The sequence below is a fragment of the Novosphingobium sp. BL-S-19 genome, from assembly GCF_055521675.1.
Genome location: NZ_CM145498.1, coordinates 1,793,098 through 1,808,641, shown reverse-complemented (window position 1 = coordinate 1,808,641; position 15,544 = coordinate 1,793,098). Strand labels below are relative to the sequence as shown.

Sequence of the window (15,544 nt, the reverse complement as noted above, 5' to 3'; positions counted from 1 at the left end):
GCCGCAATGGCACTGCACGACCCCGCCGACCGCGCCATGCGCGGCCTTGCGACCGAAGCCGAAGTCACCGCGCGCGCCTCCAGCGAGCCGGCGACGCTGTTCGAACAATCGTGGCGCGATTTCGTCTTCGCCGAAGTCTGGACCCGCCCCGGCCTGCCACGACGCCCGCGCTTTCTGGTGGCCATCGCCAGCGCGGTGACCTGCGGATTGCAGGACAGTCAAATCGACGATTTCGTGCGCGGTGCGCTGAAGACCGAGGCGATCAGCCTTGCCGAACTGCGCGAGGCGGCATTGCATCTGGCCGTCTACGCCGGCTGGGGCAATGGCGGAAAGCTGGACCGCGCGGTAACGCGCGTGGCCGATGAACTCGGCCTGCCGCCGGCCGATGTACCGCCGATCTGCCCGGAACCGTGGGATCCGGATGCACGCAGCCAGCGCGGGCATGACGAATTTGCGAAAGTCATGACTTTCGCGCCCGGCCCGCCGGCCACACCCTATTTGGAAGGCATCAACAACTTCGTCTTTGGAGAGATGTGGTGCCGCCGGGGCCTCGACGAGCCTTCGCGCCGCTGGATCACGCTAGTGGGCGTCTGCGAATCCGGCGCCGAAATCCCGATCCGCAGCCACATCCACGCCGCCATGGCGAGCGGCAACTGCCAGCCCGCAGAGATGCTGGAATTCTGCCTGCAATACGGCACCCACGCCGGTTGGCCGAAAGCCTCACGCATTCAGGGCGTGGTGCTGGAAATGATCGACAAAGTCGCGAAAGGGCTCCCCTGGCATGGTTAGGACAGGCTTTATCGGCCTTGGCTCGCAGGGCGCACCGATGGCGGAGCGGATGCTGGCGGCGGGCAACGAACTGACCGTCTGGGCCCGGCGACCGGAAGCGGCGAACGATCTCGTCGCCAAGGGGGCACTTCGCGCGGCATCAGTCGCCGAACTGGGCGAACGCTGCGATCACGTGGGCGTCTGCGTGGTCGACGACGCCGGCGTTACGGAGATTTGCGCGCAGCTGATCCCGGCGATGAAGCCCGGCAGCGTTCTCATCGTCCATTCCACGATCCTGCCTGAAACTTGCGAGCGACTGGCGGCGCAGGCGGAAACGCGCGGTATCGCCTTGCTCGACGCCCCCGTCAGTGGCGGTGGCGCAGGCGCGGCGGCGGGCACGCTCACCGTCATGTGCGGCGGCAGCGAGGCGGCCTTTGCGCAGGCGCTCCCGGTGATGGAAAGCTTTGCGGGCAAGGCCGTGCTGCTGGGGCCAGTCGGTTCCGGACAGCGTGCCAAGATCGTCAACAATGCGCTGATGGCGGCACATATGGGCCTTGCCCATGCCGCGCTTTCGCTGGGCGATGCGCTGGACATCGATCGCGCGGCGCTGGCCGATCTCGTCCGCCATTCCAGCGGGCGCAGCTTCGGCTTCGAAGTCTATGCCCGCCTGCCAAGCCCTTCGGCCTTTGCTCATGGCGGCAAGCTGCTGCGCAAGGATGTCGACCTGCTGGGTACGATCACCAGCCCCGACAACGCGCTGGCGCAAGCCGCCGATCCCTTCCTCGACGCCGCATTGAACCAAACGGAACCGACGAAATGAGCGTGATCTTCAAAACCCTCGACATGACGGGCAAGGCCGCCGTCGTCACCGGCGCAGCCTCTGGCCTTGGCCGCATGACCGCGCTCAAGCTGGCCGAAGCAGGCTGCGACCTCTGGCTGGTGGACGTGAACGAGGCCGGCCTTGCCGAAACCACGCAGCTGCTTGCCCCGCATGGCTGCAAGGTGGGCAGCGAAGTGGCGGATCTGTCCGATCCTGCCGCCTGCCATGCCGTCGTGGCCCATGCAGTGGAGAAATTCGGCCGCCTTGACGCGCTCTGCAATGTCGCCGGGCTGATCTACCTCGCCAACACCCCGCAGATGCCGCAGGCGCAGTACGAACGCACCATCGACGTCAATCTCAACGCCCCGTTCTTCCTGTCGCAAGCAGCGATCCCGCATCTGCTGGAAGTGAACGGCGCGGTGGTCAATGTCGCCTCCTGCGCGTCCTACATCGGCGAGGCCTATGCTGCGGCCTATTGCGCCAGCAAGTGGGGCCTTGTCGGGATGACCAAGGCCATGGCGATGGAATTCCAGAAGAAACCCATCCGCATCAACGCCGTCGCGCCCGGCGGCATGATCACCAATATCGCGACCAACTTCACCCCACCCGAAAACTGCGACTTCGAACTGCTCAAGCGCTTTTCCGGCCTGCGCGGACAGGTCGAGGTGGAGGACGTGGCCGACCTTGTCGTGCTCCTCGCCTCGCCCGCCGGTCGCGGCTTTCACGGCGCCTGCCTCTCGCTCGACGCGGGCATCACGGCAGGCTGACAGGAGACATATCAATGGCATTTTCTCTCGATCAGTTCCGTCTGGACGGCAAAGTGGCCGTCGTCACCGGCGCGGGCGGACGCGGCAACTCCATTGGCCGCGCCTACGCGCTGGGCCTTGCCAATGCGGGCGCTTCCATCGTCGTGGCAGATCTCAATGGTGATGGCGCCAAGGCCGTCGCGGACGAGATCGTTGCGGCGGGCGGCAAGGCCGTGGGCGTGCTGGTGGACGTTTCCGACGAAGCCTCCACGCTCGCCATGGCCGCCGCCGCAAAGGAAGCGTTCGGCGGTGTCGACATCCTCATCAACAATGCCGCGCTGATGGTCGATGTCAGCTACGACAATTGCGAAACGGTCAGCCTCGATGCCTGGAACAAGGCCTTCGCGGTGAACCTGGGCGGCGCCCTGCTCTGCGCCCGTGCGGTCATCCCCTCGATGCGTGAGCGCGGCGGTGGGCGGATCGTCAACCAGACCTCGGGCGGCGCGTTCCCGGCAACGGGGCTCTATGGCATCACCAAGCTGGCACTGGTGGGCCTGACGACGACGCTGGCCAAGCAGTTCGGCAAGGAAGGCATCACCTGCAACGCCATTGCCCCCGGTAACGTCACCTCGGACGCGGGCAAGATGCTGGTGCCCGACGATTCGCCGTTCATCCAGTTCCTCAACATGACCTGCGCCCTCAGGGCGCGCGGCGGACCGGACGAACTGGTCGGCACCGCACTGCTGCTCTGTTCGGAAGCGGGCGCATGGATCACCGGGCAGACGATCCATGTAGACGGCGGCTGGGTGCTCCGCCCCTAAGTCGCGAAAACCGCGCAATAAAGAACAACTACCGCGTAACAAATTGCGCGAGGGGCGCAATCATACCTTGCGTTCCTCGCCAAATCCTGCTGCCTGCCCGCGATCAAAAAATCATGGTAGAGAGGCAGCGATGAACTTCATGACCCGGCGAAAGCCGCTCGTCCCGGCGGGACAGACCGGCAGCGGCCTGAAGAAATCGCTCGGCTGGCCGCATCTGATGGCGCTGGGCGTCGGCGCGATCATAGGCACCGGCATCTACACGCTTACCGGCGTGGCCGCCGGCCTGGCCGGCCCCGCCGTGGTACTCTCCTTCGCGATTGCCGGCGCGGTCTGCGCCTGCGCAGCGCTGTGCTATGCCGAAATGGCCAGCCTGACGCCGCAGGCCGGTAGCGCCTATACCTATTCCTACGTCGCGGTTGGCGAAGCCCTCGCCTGGGTGATCGGCTGGAGCCTGATCCTCGAATACACGCTGGTCTGCTCGGCCGTTTCGGTCGGCTGGTCCGGCTATGCCTCTGGCTTGATCCGGCAGGCCGGCTGGGGCGTGCCGGATTCGCTGCTGGCAGGCGGCGTGATCGACGTTCCCGCGATCTTCATTGCGCTGGCCGTCACCGGCGTACTGCTGGCCGGCACGCGCGAGAGTGCGACGCTGAACTTCATTCTGGTCATCATCAAGATGATCGCACTGGCCGCGTTCGTGGCGCTGGCCCTGCCCTCCTTCGACCTTGCGCACTTCCAGCCTTTCGCGCCCTTCGGCTTCGGTGCCACCGATATCGACGGCAAGAAGTTCGGCGTGATGGGCGCTGCCGCGATCATCTTCTTCGCCTTCTATGGGTTCGACGCGATCTCCACCGCGGCTGAGGAAGCGAAGAACCCGAAGCGGGACCTGACCATCGGCATCATCGGCTCCATGGTGATCTGCACGCTGGTCTACGTCGGTGTAGCCGCCGCCGCGCTGGGCGCCGTCCATTTCACGCTCTTCGCGCCGAGCCCCGAACCGCTGGCCTATGTGCTGGAAAGCCTGAACCACCCCGCCGCCGCCGCGCTGATCGGCATGGCCGCCGTCATCGCCATGCCCACCGTCATCATGGTGTTCATGTTCGGGCAAAGCCGCGTGTTCTTCGCCATGGCACGCGACGGGCTGCTTCCGAAGCGTCTCTCCACCGTCAACCGGCGCGGCGTGCCGGTGGCGGTTACGGTGCTGACCGGGCTGGTTGCCGCCGTGATCTCCGGCCTGATGCCGCTGGATGAGATCGCCTCGCTCGCGAATGCCGGCACGCTGGCGGCCTTCATCGCCACCGCCATTGCGGTGATGGTGCTACGCCGCCGCTCGCCGGAACTGGAGCGCCCGTTCGTCACGCCGCTGGTGTGGGTCATCGCCCCGGCTACCGTGCTTGGCTGTGCCTACCTGTTCACCAGCCTGCAATTGCGCACGATCGAATTCTTCGCGGTGTGGAACGTGATCGGCTTTGCGATCTACGCAATCAGCGGATGGATGCGCAAACAGGCCGCGCAAGCCTGACCGTTCCGGTCGGCGGCGATCCTATCGTCGTCGCCGACCCTGTGATTTCCGCTTCGCCAGACCGAGTGGCGGCACTGTCAGGTCTGGAGCACGAAGGGTATTTCGACCAGCCCGCGCACCATGACCGGCGCCCCATCGCGCGTTGTGGGAGACCAGCGCCAGCGGCGAACCGCCGAAAGCGCCGCCCGGTCGAGCCGGTCCGATCCACTGCTTTTCGAAATGGAAATGTCGGCCACGCGGCCGTCGAGGCCCAGCAGCAGGGCCAGCACAACCGTGCCCTGCTCATGCTTGCGGCGCGAATCGAGCGGATAGCGCGGCGGTTCAGCGGCGATCATCTTGGATGACAGGTCCCCCGCATTCTCCACGCGCGGCGCAGGTGCTGCAGGTGCCGGCGCGGAAACAGGCGCGCTGATCGGTGCAGATGCCACTGTCGCCATGACCGGTGCGGGCACAGGCACGGGCGACGTAAAAATCGGCGGCGGATTGGTTGCGATCACGATCGGCGGCGGCGGGGCGACCACCGGCGAAGGCGGCGGCGGCAGCACCGGTTTGGGCTGAGCCTTCGGAGGCGGAGGCGGCACAGGCGTGCTAAGGTCCGCAACGACGATCCGCTGGCGCAGGGGCTTTTTGAAGTCCACCACGTTCATCGCCAGGATCGTCGCCAGCACTCCCGCCACGACTGCCATCGAAGCGACAACGGCCGGCAGATTCGCACGGCGCCCTTCACCATAGCGCCCCGCCGCCTGCCAGGTTGCGGCAACGGCGTGCGGCATGGCAACCACTTCCCCGACACCGCGAAAAATGGCGGTCTCCGCGTGCGGGAACGGGGCCGATTGCGGAATCGAAGCCAGTCCAGTCAAAATCTGATTTCCCCTGCGAGATGGTCGACCCACCTCAGCTATTGCGAGGCATTCTCATAGCTGCAACAAGGTCGGCCGTCGAGATCATTTCCGCATCGTGTCTGACTCGCGCGCCGCAGCGATGAAATTTCTCCATTTTGCTGCTGCTCGTGATGCACGGTGGGGGATGGCTCAGAGGTTATCGCTCGCGACGCAAGAAGGCTCTGGCGCATTCGCGGCAATGTGATAAGGGCCTTCTTGCTAATGCCTCTCAACAACGAGAACTCGCACCCATTCCTGACCGGGCATTCTTCCTGTGAACCCTGACGAAACGAAGACCCTTCCCCGCAAGAAGTCGCGCAAGTGGCGGAACTGGTGGGTCAAGCAATTGCACACATGGCATTGGATCAGTGCCGCGATCTCGCTTGCCGCCATGCTGTTTTTCGCGGTGACCGGGATTACGCTGAACCATGCCGCGTCGATTCCCGCCAATCCCCAGGTGCACGACACCAATGGGCAGCTTTCGCCCGCACTGCTTGCCGCGCTGACAGCCAAGACCGACGATGCCCCCCTGCCCGCGCCCGTTGCGGCTGCGGTGCGCGATGCCGTCGGCCTGGATGCCAGCGGCAAGCCGGGCGAATGGTCGGACAGCGAAGTCTACGTCGCCTTGCCGCGGCCGGGCGGCGACGCCTGGGTCAGCATCGATCGGGCCAGCGGCAAGATCACGTCCGAAGTGACTGATCGCGGCTGGATTTCCTATCTCAACGACCTGCACAAGGGCCGCAATTCCGGCTCTGCCTGGTTCTGGTTCATCGACGTTTTCGCGGTCGCCTGCATCCTGTTCACGGTGACCGGCCTCTTCCTCCTCCAGGTTCACGCGCGCCACCGCCCGTCCACCTGGCCGATCGTTCTTGCGGGTGTGGCCCTTCCGGTCGTGCTCGCGCTCGTATTCATCCATTGAAGGATCCACCGATGCGTCTGACTTCCATGATCCTGCTTGGCGGTGCAGTTGCCGTTCCCGCCTCTGCAGCGACCGTCACCGTGACCATTCCGCAGTTGAAGGTTGCCGAATACCACAAGCCTTACGTCGCGGTCTGGCTGGAGCCGGTCGGCGGCGGAGCGCCGCGCACGATTGCGGTGTGGTACGACCTCAAAAAGAAGGGCAACGAGCCCGGCACCAAGTGGCTGGCGGACTTGCGCGCCTGGTGGCGCAAGGGCGGCCGCAGCATGGCGCTGCCCGCCGACGGCGTCAGCGGCGCCACGCGCGGCCCGGGCGCGCAAACGATTCCGCTTCCGCGCGACCTGAAGCCCGGCGCCTACGTGCTGAACGTGGAAGCCGCGCGTGAGACGGGGGGGCGCGAACTCGTCACCCTGCCGATCTCGGTTCCTGCCGCCAATGCCCGCGCCACCGGCAAGACCGAACTCGGCGCCGTCACGCTTTCTCGATAAACGGGGGTTTTACACACATGAAGGCTTATGCAACCGGGCTGCTCGCTGCGGCCGCGCTTCTCGCCATTCCCACCACTGCGTCCGCGCACCGCCAGTGGCTGCTGCCATCGGTAACGACGCTGGCCGGCACCGACGGCTGGGTCACGGTCGACGCGGCGGTTTCCAACGACCTGTTCGATCCCGACCACTTCCCGATGCAGACCGACCAGATCCAGGTTACCCAGCCGGACGGCAGCAAGGGGCAGATCCAGAACCCCGCAACCGGGCGCTATCGCGCGATGTTCGACGTGCAGATCGACAAGGCCGGCACGTGGAAGATCGGCACCGCTTCCAGCAATCTGGGCGGCACGTTCACCCTGAATGGAGAGACCTGGCGCGTCGGCGGCCGTCGCGGACCGCCGGCAGGTGCCCCGGGCATGGCGCCGCGTGGTCCGGGTGCGCCGGCCGAAGGCCCGCGCCCTGGCGGCCCCGAAGGCGGCCAACGTCCTGCGGGTGCCCCCGGCGGCTTCGCACCGGGCAAATCGGTGGCCAGTGCGGCTGAAATCCCGGCCGGAGCCACCGACATCAAGCTGACCGAAACGAGCAGCCGCAACGAATTCTTCGTGACGGCCGGCGAACCCACCACCACCGTGCTCAAGCCCACCGGCAAGGGCCTGGAATTCGATCCGGTAACCCATCCCGACGATCTGGTGGCCAACGAACCGGCCCGCTTCCGCTTTCTGGTCGACGGTAAGCCTGCCAGCGGCCTGACCGTCACCGTGGTGGCCGGCGGCAAGCGCTTCCGCGATGGCGAGCATGCACTCACCCTCACCACCGCTGCCGACGGCACTGTCGAAGTCAAGTGGCCCTTCGCCGGCGTCTACTGGCTGAACGTCACCGCGACCGACGATCACGCTTCGGATCCGCGGGCGACGCAGCGCCGGATGAGCTACACCACGACGCTGGAAGTTCCGGCGCCCTGATCATGCGTATCGCGCTTCCCGCGCATATCGACGAAACTGCCTTCGCCGACTGCGATCCCTCGATCGCGGTCGGCGAAATGCATGGCGAGACGATGGGCACGACATGGAGCCTGCGCCTTGCCCTGCCCCGCAGCCGCCCCGTGGCGGATGTACGCGCAGCCGTTCAGGCCCGGCTGGATGGCATCATCGGCCAGATGAGCCACTGGGAACTGCAATCCCTGCTCTGCCGGTTCAATCGGGCGGCGGCGGGAAGCTGGGCAACCTTGCCCGACGATTTCGCCCGCGTGATCCACGCCGGTCTTGCCGTTGCCGAGGCGAGCGAGGGCGCCTTCGACCCGGCCATCGGCCACCTTGTGAACCTCTGGGGCTTTGGCCCGCCCGGCCCGCAGCCTTTGCCTGACGATCGGGCCATCGACGCCGCGCGGGCCGACTCCGGCTTCGCACGACTGGCCTGGGAACCGGAAACACGGCGCCTCCGTCAGCCGGGGGGGCTGGCGCTGGACTTCTCCGGCATCGCCAAGGGATATGCCGTCGATGCCGTGGCTGACCTGCTGGCCGGAATGGGCATTGGCCATGCCCTGGTGGAAATCGGCGGCGAGCTGGTCGGGCGCGGTGTCCGTCCCGATGGGGAGCCCTGGTGGGTCGATCTCGAAACGCCGCCGGGCCTGCCCCAAATGCCGCTGCGCATCGCGCTGCATGGCCTTGCCGTGGCGACTTCCGGCAACTACCGCCGCGGCGAACACACGATCGATCCGCGCACCGGGCGGCCCACTGCCAACGGCATCGCTGCCGTCAGCGTGATCGCCCCCAGCGCCATGATGGCCGATGCCCTGGCCTCAGCCTTGACCGTGCTCGGTCCCGTGGCAGGGCCACGCCTTGCCGCCCGCCGCGGCATCGCCGCACGCTTCGTCACTCTGCAAGACGGCGTGCCCGGCGAACTGCTCAGCCCGGCAATGGAGTCCATGCTGGCCGACTAAACACCCGCGCATCCCTTCGAATGATACCAATGGAGATCGCGGTTCCGGCGCCCGGCTATTCGGGATTATAAGGTCTTTTAGATACTGTCCTCGCCATGATCCGTATAAGATTTCCGTCTCTTACCGGCAAAGGGAGTTGCGGCGGGTGACGGCTTATTCGAAGATCGAGACGCCCCGGCGGGACCGGGAATTGAATCGCCGCCTGCTGACGCTCGACGACGCTCTGGCGCTCGACAACGAACGGGCAATGGAACTCTATTCCGCCCATCTCAATCGCTACATGTTGCAGGTTTACGCGATACTCGGTCTGCGCGACATGGACATCGCCAGCGCCCAGGGCTGCGAGATCGTGCTGTGCGATGGCCGCCGAATACTCGACTTTTCGGGCGGCTTCGGCGTGCTCGGCCTGGGTCACAACCACCCGCGCATCATCGCCGCCGAACGCCGCTGCCATGACGAACTGGTTCCCGACAGCCTCAGGATCGCCCCGCACAAACTGCAAGGCGCGCTGGGTTACAACATCGCGCGCTTCCTGCCCGAACCGCTCGACGTCTCGTTTCTCGCCGTGTCCGGCGCGGAGGCCAATGAGGCGGCGATGAAGCTGTGCCAGCGCGTGCAGGGCCCGAAAGGGAAGACCAAGTTCCTCTGCATGCAGGGCGCCTTCCACGGCAAGACGCATGGCCCGCTGTCGGTGACCTCGGCCACAGATGTGCAGGGCGGCTTCCTGACCGGTGTGCCGCAAGAAAACGTCATCTATTGCCGCTATGGCGACATCGCTTCCGTGCGGGAAGCGATCGAGCGCGAAGGCGGCCGGGATAATTCGATCGTTGCCGTGATGATCGAGACTTTGCGCGGTACATCATGCGAGTCTCCGCCGCCGGACTTTTTCAACCAGCTGGTCGCCACCTGCCGCGCCGCCGATATCCTGACGATCTTCGACGAAGTGAAAGTCGGCATGGGGCGCACCGGCCGGTTTTGCGCGTTCCAGCACGAGGACGCGGTGCCGGACGTCGTCACGCTGGCCAAGACCCTGGGCGGCGGCAAACGCGAGATGGGCGCGATGGTCACGTCGCAGGCGCTGTTCGACAAGGCTTATGGCGACACTCGAAACCCGGGTCTGCACAGCGCCAGCTTCGCCGCGCTGGGCGAAAGTTGCGCGGTCGCGATCGAGGCGCTGAACGTGCTGGCGGAAGAGCGCCTGATCGAGCGCGCGGAGGCAATGGGCGCGCACTTGCGTGCCGGGCTAGAAAGGCTGCGCGACAAATATCCGCGCTGCATCGTCTCGCTGCGCGGCAAGGGCTGCTTCCAGGCCGTGGAACTGAATTTCGGACAAATGATGGCCGCCAAGCTGGTGGACATTCGCAAGAACAGCCTGTTCGTCACCTGGGAAACCGTGCTTGTCGGCGCACTGACGCGTGAGTTGTTCGAACGCCACGGGATCCTTGCCCATTTCCAGCCCGGCGCGCGCGACCTTATTCACTTCATGCCCCCCTACGTCGTGACCGAGGAGCAGATCGACCGCTTGATCGTCGCGCTTGACGATGTGCTGGGACGCGGCATCGCCGATGCCACAGTGCGGTTCGTCTACAAGAACGTCAGGCGCGTGCTGCGCCGGTGACAGTGGCCATCGCCTGGGAGGGCGTGCGACTGGTCGTGTTCGACCTTGACGGCACACTCTACGACCAGCCACCGCTGCGGCTGGCCATGGCGCGCGAACTGGGGCTGCACTGCCTGCGCGGCCGCAGCACGCGGACCCTGCGAACGTTGCGCCACTTCAGGCAGGTGCGCGAAAAGCTGGGCGAAGGCAGCGGCAGCGCGGACTTCGCGACCGAACAATACCGCCTTACCGCAGAACTCTGCGACCGGCCCGAACGCGAAGTGCGCGCGCTGGTGGAAGAATGGATGGAACGGCGCCCGCTACCCCACCTGCCCCGTTACAAGGCACGCGGGATAGACCGGCTGTTCGCCGCAATCCGCGCCAGCGGGCGCACGATTGCCGTGTGGTCCGACTTTCCTGTCACGGCCAAGCTGGCGGCGCTCAACCTGGCTGCCGATCATGCAATCTGGGCGGGCGACGACGGCATTGGCCGGCTCAAGCCCGATCCTTCCGGTCTGCGCGCGCTGATGGGCCGCGCGGGAGCGACCCCGCGTGAAACTCTGGTGATCGGCGACCGGATGGACCGCGATGTGCGCGCAGCCACGGCGGCCGGCACGCGCGCCTTGCTCCGCTCTCGCCGGCCCCATGCGCGGGCAGCCAGCTTTCGCCATTACGAAGACCCGGTCTTCGCCCCGATCCTACGCAGCGTGGGCTGACGAAGCGGCTGCCTGCTGCGGCAGCAGGCGCCCGCGCATCAGCAGCAGCCAGCCGATCCCGAACAGCGCTGTCGGCAGCCATAGCACCAGATGGGCGACAAGGATCGTGGCCGTCGCCGGTTCGGCCGGGATGCCCAGCGCCACGAAGACCAGCACGCCGAACACCTCGAATGATCCGAAGTGCCCGGGCAGAGCGGGAACCAGCGTACCCAGCGTCGCCACTGCGAATGCCGTCAGCGGCTTCAGCCAGGCGTCCGGTGATCCGCCAAGGCTGAGCCAGGCGCCGATCATCACCAGGCTTTCCAACAGCCAAAGCCCAATGGAAAGCAGCAACATCCGCGCCATGCGCCGCGCTTCGCCGATCGCCCGCACCGCGTCCGCCACCGAGCGCGCCGCCTCGGCAAGGCGCGACACCAACCGATGCGGATAGCGCCGCGCCACACTGCCGGCGAGCCGGGCGGCAAGGGCGGGCACGGCAAGCACGCCCACGCTCAGCAGCACGACGATGCCTGCCGCGAAACGCAGCCGCATCATCGCCTCATGCGGGAGCGGCGCGTCGACCAGCCATAGCGCCACGCCGCCGATCGCCAGAATGGCGACAAGGTCCAGCACCCGCTCCACGATCATCGCCGCCACTACCAGCCCGGCCGGCAATCCGAAGCGGCGATGGAACCACCAGACGCGAAACACGTCACCCAGACGCAGCGGCAAGACGTCGCTGATGCCGAAGCTGGCGACAAAGGGCGCGACGGTGGCCTTCAGGGTCAGGCCATGGTCCCGCTCAGGGTCGAGCAGAAAGCGAAACCGTGCCGCGCGCAGCACGAAATCGAGGGCATAGGCCAGCAAGGCAAGCACCAGCGGCGGCCATGCCGCGTGGGCCATCAGCGCGGCCACGCGGCCCATGTCGACCGTGTTCCACAGCAGCGCCAGAAACACCCCGCCCAGCACCACGCCCGGCAAGATGCGCAGCCACTGCCGCCGCCACCCGGCCGGCTCCGCGGTCGTCACGCTCACGAACGCTCCTCCACATGGCGGACGAACAGCGTGGCCAGTGTGGTGCGGCTGGAAATGCCCAGCTTGCGGTAGATGTTGTGCAAGTGGATGCTGACCGTACCCTCTGTGGAGCCCACTGAAGCCGCAATCGCCTTGTTCGAAAAACCCCGGCAGACCAGTTCGCTGATTTCCCGTTCACGCGGTGTCAGGCTGGCGATGGCTTTCGGAATGTCGATGCCGCTGTCTTCGCGGGCCCGGGCGACCAGATCTTCGGGCAACCACTTGCGCCCGGCCCCCACCTCGCCAAGGCAATCGACCAGCGAATGGGCAGCATAGTCCTTCAGCAACAAACCCCAAACCCCCAGCGACAGAGCTTCCGCGATCTGGCTGCCGCTCATCGTTGCCGACAGGAAGATGACCCGCACCGGCCAGTCCTGCTCGTGAATCACTTTCAGGATCGCCATGCCGCCGACATCGGGCATCGTCACATCGAGAATGGCGATATCCGGCCGCTGGTCACGGATCACACTGAGCGCGCGGATTCCGCTGCCGGCAGCTTCGACCAGTTCGATACCCTCCGTGGCGCGCAGCAAGTCGGCAAGGCCGCGCAGCAGCAGCGGGTGATCGTCCGCCACGACAACGCGCCTGTTCATGCCGCCATCTCCCTGACCGGGATCACCATCGTCACCTCCAGCCCCGGCGTACCGTTATTCAGGAACATCGATCCTCCCAATTGCAGCACCCGCGCGCGCAGCGAGACGGAACCCTGCCCGCCCGATGCGCAAAGCCCGGTACCGTTGTCCACCAGCGTAAGGTGCATCGCCCCGCCTTCATGCCCGGCCCGCAACCGCACGCTGGATGCCGATCCGTGCCGCACCGCGTTCGAGGTCGCCTCCGAAACGAGCTGAACGATATCCTCCACGGTACGGCGGCGCAGGTGAAGCGGCGCGCCGTGCCAGTCGAACGGAACCGCCACGCCCCACTTGCGCTGGAGCAATTCCGCCTGCCGGCGCAGTTCGTCCGCCACGTCTACCGCGCGTTCGGCACGCGCTTCGCGGTGGTCTTCCACGAAGCGGCGGATGCGGCGCTGCTGTTCGGTCACCAGATCCTCGATCTCCCGCACCTGCCGTTCGGCATCGTCCGGCAGCAAAGTCCCGGCCCGCGCTGCCAGGGCGCGCAGTTTCAGGCTTGTTGCCGTCAGGTCCTGCAATACGCTGTCATGCAGGTCTTGCCCCAGGCGGTTGCGCTCTTCCGCCCGGACATTGTCGGCATGGCGGGCGACAAGGTCGATCCGCTCCAGTTCGGACCCCGCCCGCGTGGCGATGATGTCGCACAGCAGCGCGGCATCTTCCGGGCGGCAATCGGGATCGGCAATCAGGATCGATCCGCGAAAGCGCAGACCGGAAAAGCCGGCCATCACCGCAAAGTCGCGTACCGGCACCGACGGCAGCTCAAGATGATCGAGCAGCGCAGCAAAGATATCCGCCTCCCCCCGCGTGAGCACACGCCCCTCACCCCGATCGAAAACCCCGGTCCGATCCACCTCAACCCGGTCCCAGAGCACCGAATTCTCCAGATCGGCCAGCGCCACACCGTCGCCATTCCATGCGGCGACGACGCCATCGGGCCGGTCATGTTCGCGCCAGACGACCATCATGTGGTGGCTTCCGGTTACGCCCCCTGCGTGGCTGCACAACTCGCCCAGCCAGGCGCGGCGGCTGCCAAGGGCACGTTCCATCGGCCATTTGGCGAGCCGCGTCAGCCGTTCACGGCTGCTCTCGCGATAAGCGCCGAAATAGCCGAGCATGACGGCCGAAAGCAGGAAGTAGGTCGATCGCGCGATCAAAACGTTGATTTCGGATTCGCCGTCCAGCGTATCGGGAATACCCACCGCGAACAGCGCGATCTCCAACATCAATGCGCCCATGACCGCGCCGACGAAGCCCCAGCGCACCGTCATCGCCATCAATGTGAAGGGCAGGAACGAAAAGAACGGGCTGGTCAGTTCGTCCGTAAGGAAAGCCAGCCAGCCCAGGATCGCAGTGTCGGCAACGTGGAACAGAAAGTGGATCGGGCTGTCCACCGGTCGGCGAACCGGCGTCACCAGCAATATCATCGAGAAGGCGAGATAGAAGGCCAACACATGCCGCGCTTCGGGCAGTGACCGGCCGGGGCGCGTCGGATCCAGGTAAATCGCCAGGATGGCGAAACACGCGGTTATCAGTCGGCCAAGGGCGATCAGCCGATTGGGATCGGTAACCAGCAATGTGTTGCGGGCCAGCGTCAGCCCTGGAAAATTCCAGTGCGATGCCTCACGCATCCTCCCGGTCCCTATCCGCCTGTTTTCCGCATGACTACTCATGCCTCCGGCCTCCGCCAGCACAGCCCGCCCCCCGAGCCTTGCACGTATCGAAATCAGGATAACACGGTGCAACGAAATGTTCGGCCTTCATTCGAAGACATTAAATCGCCTTTGGAGGGATCGGACCGTCTATTTCGAGATAGCGGAGCCCGGTTAGGCGGCCGCCAAGCGGGCCTCAGGCGTTTTCAAACCGTCTCCAAACGCATTAACAAATGCGTAAATGTTCAAAGTCCGCAACAGGCAGCGTGCTGCGCTTTGACCGCACGCGTCTGAATTTCTTGGCCAATGCTGTCGTAAATTTGCACAGGCAGCAAATGTTAACGCGCGTAACGCCTACAAAAACGATGCAGGGTGTTTCAAAAACGTACGCGATGCAGAAAAGATGCCGGAAAGCAGGTTGTGCGACTTGCTTAATCCTGCCCGGAATGATTGTTCTATGAAATCGCATCAACAAAAAATTCGGGCAACAGGTTAAATCATGGCAGACGTCGCTCTTCTTGAACTCGCCGCCGACATCGTCACCGCGCATGTCGCCAACAACCCCGTCACTCCGGACGAATTGCCGCGGCTGATCCAGTCGGTCTACGGCTCGCTGGCGAAGCTGGGCCAGCCGGATGAAGAAGTGGAAGAGAAACGGACACCTGCCGTTTCCGTTCGTTCTTCGGTCAAGGCGGACAGCATTGCCTGCCTCGAATGCGGCGCGCGACTGAAGACGCTGAAGCGCCACCTCGGTTCGGAGCATGGTCTTACCGCTGCGGAATATCGCGCACGCTGGAACCTTCCCGCCGACTATCCGATGATCGCGCCAGACTACGCCGAAAAGCGCAAGGCGATCGCGCTTGAAATCGGGCTGGGCAACAAGGGTGGACGCAAAAAGGCTGCCGGCAAGGCCGCGCCTGCTGCTGAACCGAAGCGCCGCGCCCCCCGCGCCAAGGCGGAAAAGGCCGAGTAAATTCCGGCCGTTAAAGATTAGGA

At 65.4% G+C, this 15,544-nt stretch carries 16 protein-coding genes; 12 read left to right on the top strand and 4 right to left on the bottom strand.

All coding sequences use genetic code 11. The features are described 5' to 3' along the window. Nucleotides 1-6: 6 nt before the first annotated feature. The 5 genes from ACZ1JV_RS16710 to ACZ1JV_RS16690 all read left to right on the top strand — a co-directional run bounded on the left by ACZ1JV_RS16710 (nucleotide 7) and on the right by ACZ1JV_RS16690 (nucleotide 4,674). Entirely contained in the window at nucleotides 7-789 is a 783-nt protein-coding gene (locus tag ACZ1JV_RS16710; protein ID WP_465152437.1) for a carboxymuconolactone decarboxylase family protein, read from the top strand. Next, on the top strand, nucleotides 782-1,588 hold the full coding sequence (locus ACZ1JV_RS16705) for an NAD(P)-dependent oxidoreductase (RefSeq protein WP_465152436.1): 807 nt from the start codon (nucleotides 782-784) through the stop codon (nucleotides 1,586-1,588). The genes ACZ1JV_RS16710 and ACZ1JV_RS16705 overlap by 8 nt, the downstream gene beginning before the upstream one ends. Continuing rightward, nucleotides 1,585-2,355 (top strand): SDR family NAD(P)-dependent oxidoreductase, encoded by a 771-nt coding sequence (locus tag ACZ1JV_RS16700; protein ID WP_465152435.1) that lies wholly within the window; start codon nucleotides 1,585-1,587, stop codon nucleotides 2,353-2,355. Before ACZ1JV_RS16705 ends, ACZ1JV_RS16700 begins: the two co-directional genes overlap by 4 nt. Before the next feature lie 14 nt (nucleotides 2,356-2,369). Then, nucleotides 2,370-3,155, top strand: coding sequence for an SDR family oxidoreductase (locus ACZ1JV_RS16695; RefSeq protein ID WP_465152434.1), 786 nt, complete (start codon nucleotides 2,370-2,372; stop codon nucleotides 3,153-3,155). Nucleotides 3,156-3,285: 130 nt separating this feature from the next. After that, on the top strand, nucleotides 3,286-4,674 hold the full coding sequence (locus tag ACZ1JV_RS16690; RefSeq protein ID WP_465152433.1) for an amino acid permease: 1,389 nt from the start codon (nucleotides 3,286-3,288) through the stop codon (nucleotides 4,672-4,674). A gap of 77 nt (nucleotides 4,675-4,751) precedes the next feature. Here the strand turns inward: ACZ1JV_RS16690 and ACZ1JV_RS16685 are convergent, their stop codons facing one another. Beyond that, nucleotides 4,752-5,447: an energy transducer TonB gene (locus tag ACZ1JV_RS16685; protein WP_465152432.1), complete on the bottom strand. Its 696-nt coding sequence runs from the start codon at nucleotides 5,445-5,447 to the stop codon at nucleotides 4,752-4,754. Nucleotides 5,448-5,829: 382 nt separating this feature from the next. Here ACZ1JV_RS16685 and ACZ1JV_RS16680 point away from each other — a divergent pair, with 382 nt between their 5' ends. The 6 genes from ACZ1JV_RS16680 to ACZ1JV_RS16655 all read left to right on the top strand — a co-directional run bounded on the left by ACZ1JV_RS16680 (nucleotide 5,830) and on the right by ACZ1JV_RS16655 (nucleotide 11,214). Next, a complete protein-coding gene (locus tag ACZ1JV_RS16680; protein ID WP_465152431.1) occupies nucleotides 5,830-6,474 on the top strand; it encodes a PepSY-associated TM helix domain-containing protein in 645 nt (214 codons plus the stop codon). An 11-nt stretch (nucleotides 6,475-6,485) separates the two neighbouring features. Then, nucleotides 6,486-6,962, top strand: coding sequence for a DUF2271 domain-containing protein (locus ACZ1JV_RS16675; protein ID WP_465152430.1), 477 nt, complete (start codon nucleotides 6,486-6,488; stop codon nucleotides 6,960-6,962). Between the two features lie 17 nt (nucleotides 6,963-6,979). Beyond that, nucleotides 6,980-7,924 carry a DUF4198 domain-containing protein gene (locus ACZ1JV_RS16670; protein ID WP_465152429.1) on the top strand — a complete coding sequence of 315 codons (945 nt, stop codon included), beginning with the start codon at nucleotides 6,980-6,982 and terminating at the stop codon, nucleotides 7,922-7,924. 2 nt (nucleotides 7,925-7,926) lie between these two features. Next, nucleotides 7,927-8,901, top strand: coding sequence for an FAD:protein FMN transferase (locus ACZ1JV_RS16665; RefSeq protein WP_465152428.1), 975 nt, complete (start codon nucleotides 7,927-7,929; stop codon nucleotides 8,899-8,901). 145 nt (nucleotides 8,902-9,046) lie between these two features. Beyond that, the gene (locus ACZ1JV_RS16660) at nucleotides 9,047-10,519 is read left to right on the top strand and encodes an aspartate aminotransferase family protein (RefSeq protein WP_465152427.1); all 1,473 of its coding nucleotides are present in this window, start codon (nucleotides 9,047-9,049) and stop codon (nucleotides 10,517-10,519) included. Continuing rightward, the gene (locus ACZ1JV_RS16655; protein WP_465152426.1) at nucleotides 10,516-11,214 is read left to right on the top strand and encodes an HAD family hydrolase; all 699 of its coding nucleotides are present in this window, start codon (nucleotides 10,516-10,518) and stop codon (nucleotides 11,212-11,214) included. The genes ACZ1JV_RS16660 and ACZ1JV_RS16655 overlap by 4 nt, the downstream gene beginning before the upstream one ends. On the opposite strand, the gene ACZ1JV_RS16650 is transcribed toward ACZ1JV_RS16655, so the two are convergent. The 3 genes from ACZ1JV_RS16650 to ACZ1JV_RS16640 are packed head-to-tail and all read right to left on the bottom strand — an operon-like array spanning nucleotide 11,197 to nucleotide 14,527. Continuing rightward, nucleotides 11,197-12,228 carry a lysylphosphatidylglycerol synthase transmembrane domain-containing protein gene (locus tag ACZ1JV_RS16650; protein WP_465152425.1) on the bottom strand — a complete coding sequence of 344 codons (1,032 nt, stop codon included), beginning with the start codon at nucleotides 12,226-12,228 and terminating at the stop codon, nucleotides 11,197-11,199. The two genes, ACZ1JV_RS16655 and ACZ1JV_RS16650, sit on opposite strands and share 18 nt — an antisense overlap. After that, on the bottom strand, nucleotides 12,225-12,860 hold the full coding sequence (locus ACZ1JV_RS16645; protein WP_465138216.1) for a response regulator: 636 nt from the start codon (nucleotides 12,858-12,860) through the stop codon (nucleotides 12,225-12,227). The genes ACZ1JV_RS16650 and ACZ1JV_RS16645 overlap by 4 nt, the downstream gene beginning before the upstream one ends. Continuing rightward, complete coding sequence (locus ACZ1JV_RS16640) at nucleotides 12,857-14,527, bottom strand: sensor histidine kinase (RefSeq protein ID WP_465152424.1); 1,671 nt, start codon at nucleotides 14,525-14,527, stop codon at nucleotides 12,857-12,859. Before ACZ1JV_RS16640 ends, ACZ1JV_RS16645 begins: the two co-directional genes overlap by 4 nt. Before the next feature lie 520 nt (nucleotides 14,528-15,047). Here ACZ1JV_RS16640 and ACZ1JV_RS16635 point away from each other — a divergent pair. After that, the gene (locus ACZ1JV_RS16635; protein WP_465152423.1) at nucleotides 15,048-15,521 is read left to right on the top strand and encodes a Ros/MucR family transcriptional regulator; all 474 of its coding nucleotides are present in this window, start codon (nucleotides 15,048-15,050) and stop codon (nucleotides 15,519-15,521) included. Nucleotides 15,522-15,544: the final 23 nt, after the last annotated feature.

Bases quoted from the DNA above. Each gene is read 5' to 3' on its own strand.
- ACZ1JV_RS16710 (WP_465152437.1), top strand. From the start codon at position 7: ATGGCACTGCACGACCCCGCCGACCGCGCCATGCGCGGCCTTGCGACC.
- ACZ1JV_RS16705 (WP_465152436.1), top strand. From the start codon at position 782: ATGGTTAGGACAGGCTTTATCGGCCTTGGCTCGCAGGGCGCACCGATG.
- ACZ1JV_RS16700 (WP_465152435.1), top strand. From the start codon at position 1,585: ATGAGCGTGATCTTCAAAACCCTCGACATGACGGGCAAGGCCGCCGTC.
- ACZ1JV_RS16695 (WP_465152434.1), top strand. From the start codon at position 2,370: ATGGCATTTTCTCTCGATCAGTTCCGTCTGGACGGCAAAGTGGCCGTC.
- ACZ1JV_RS16690 (WP_465152433.1), top strand. From the start codon at position 3,286: ATGAACTTCATGACCCGGCGAAAGCCGCTCGTCCCGGCGGGACAGACC.
- ACZ1JV_RS16685 (WP_465152432.1), bottom strand. From the start codon at position 5,447: ATGCCGCACGCCGTTGCCGCAACCTGGCAGGCGGCGGGGCGCTATGGT.
- ACZ1JV_RS16675 (WP_465152430.1), top strand. From the start codon at position 6,486: ATGCGTCTGACTTCCATGATCCTGCTTGGCGGTGCAGTTGCCGTTCCC.
- ACZ1JV_RS16670 (WP_465152429.1), top strand. From the start codon at position 6,980: ATGAAGGCTTATGCAACCGGGCTGCTCGCTGCGGCCGCGCTTCTCGCC.
- ACZ1JV_RS16665 (WP_465152428.1), top strand. From the start codon at position 7,927: ATGCGTATCGCGCTTCCCGCGCATATCGACGAAACTGCCTTCGCCGAC.
- ACZ1JV_RS16645 (WP_465138216.1), bottom strand. From the start codon at position 12,860: ATGAACAGGCGCGTTGTCGTGGCGGACGATCACCCGCTGCTGCTGCGC.
- ACZ1JV_RS16640 (WP_465152424.1), bottom strand. From the start codon at position 14,527: ATGCGTGAGGCATCGCACTGGAATTTTCCAGGGCTGACGCTGGCCCGC.
- ACZ1JV_RS16635 (WP_465152423.1), top strand. From the start codon at position 15,048: ATGGCAGACGTCGCTCTTCTTGAACTCGCCGCCGACATCGTCACCGCG.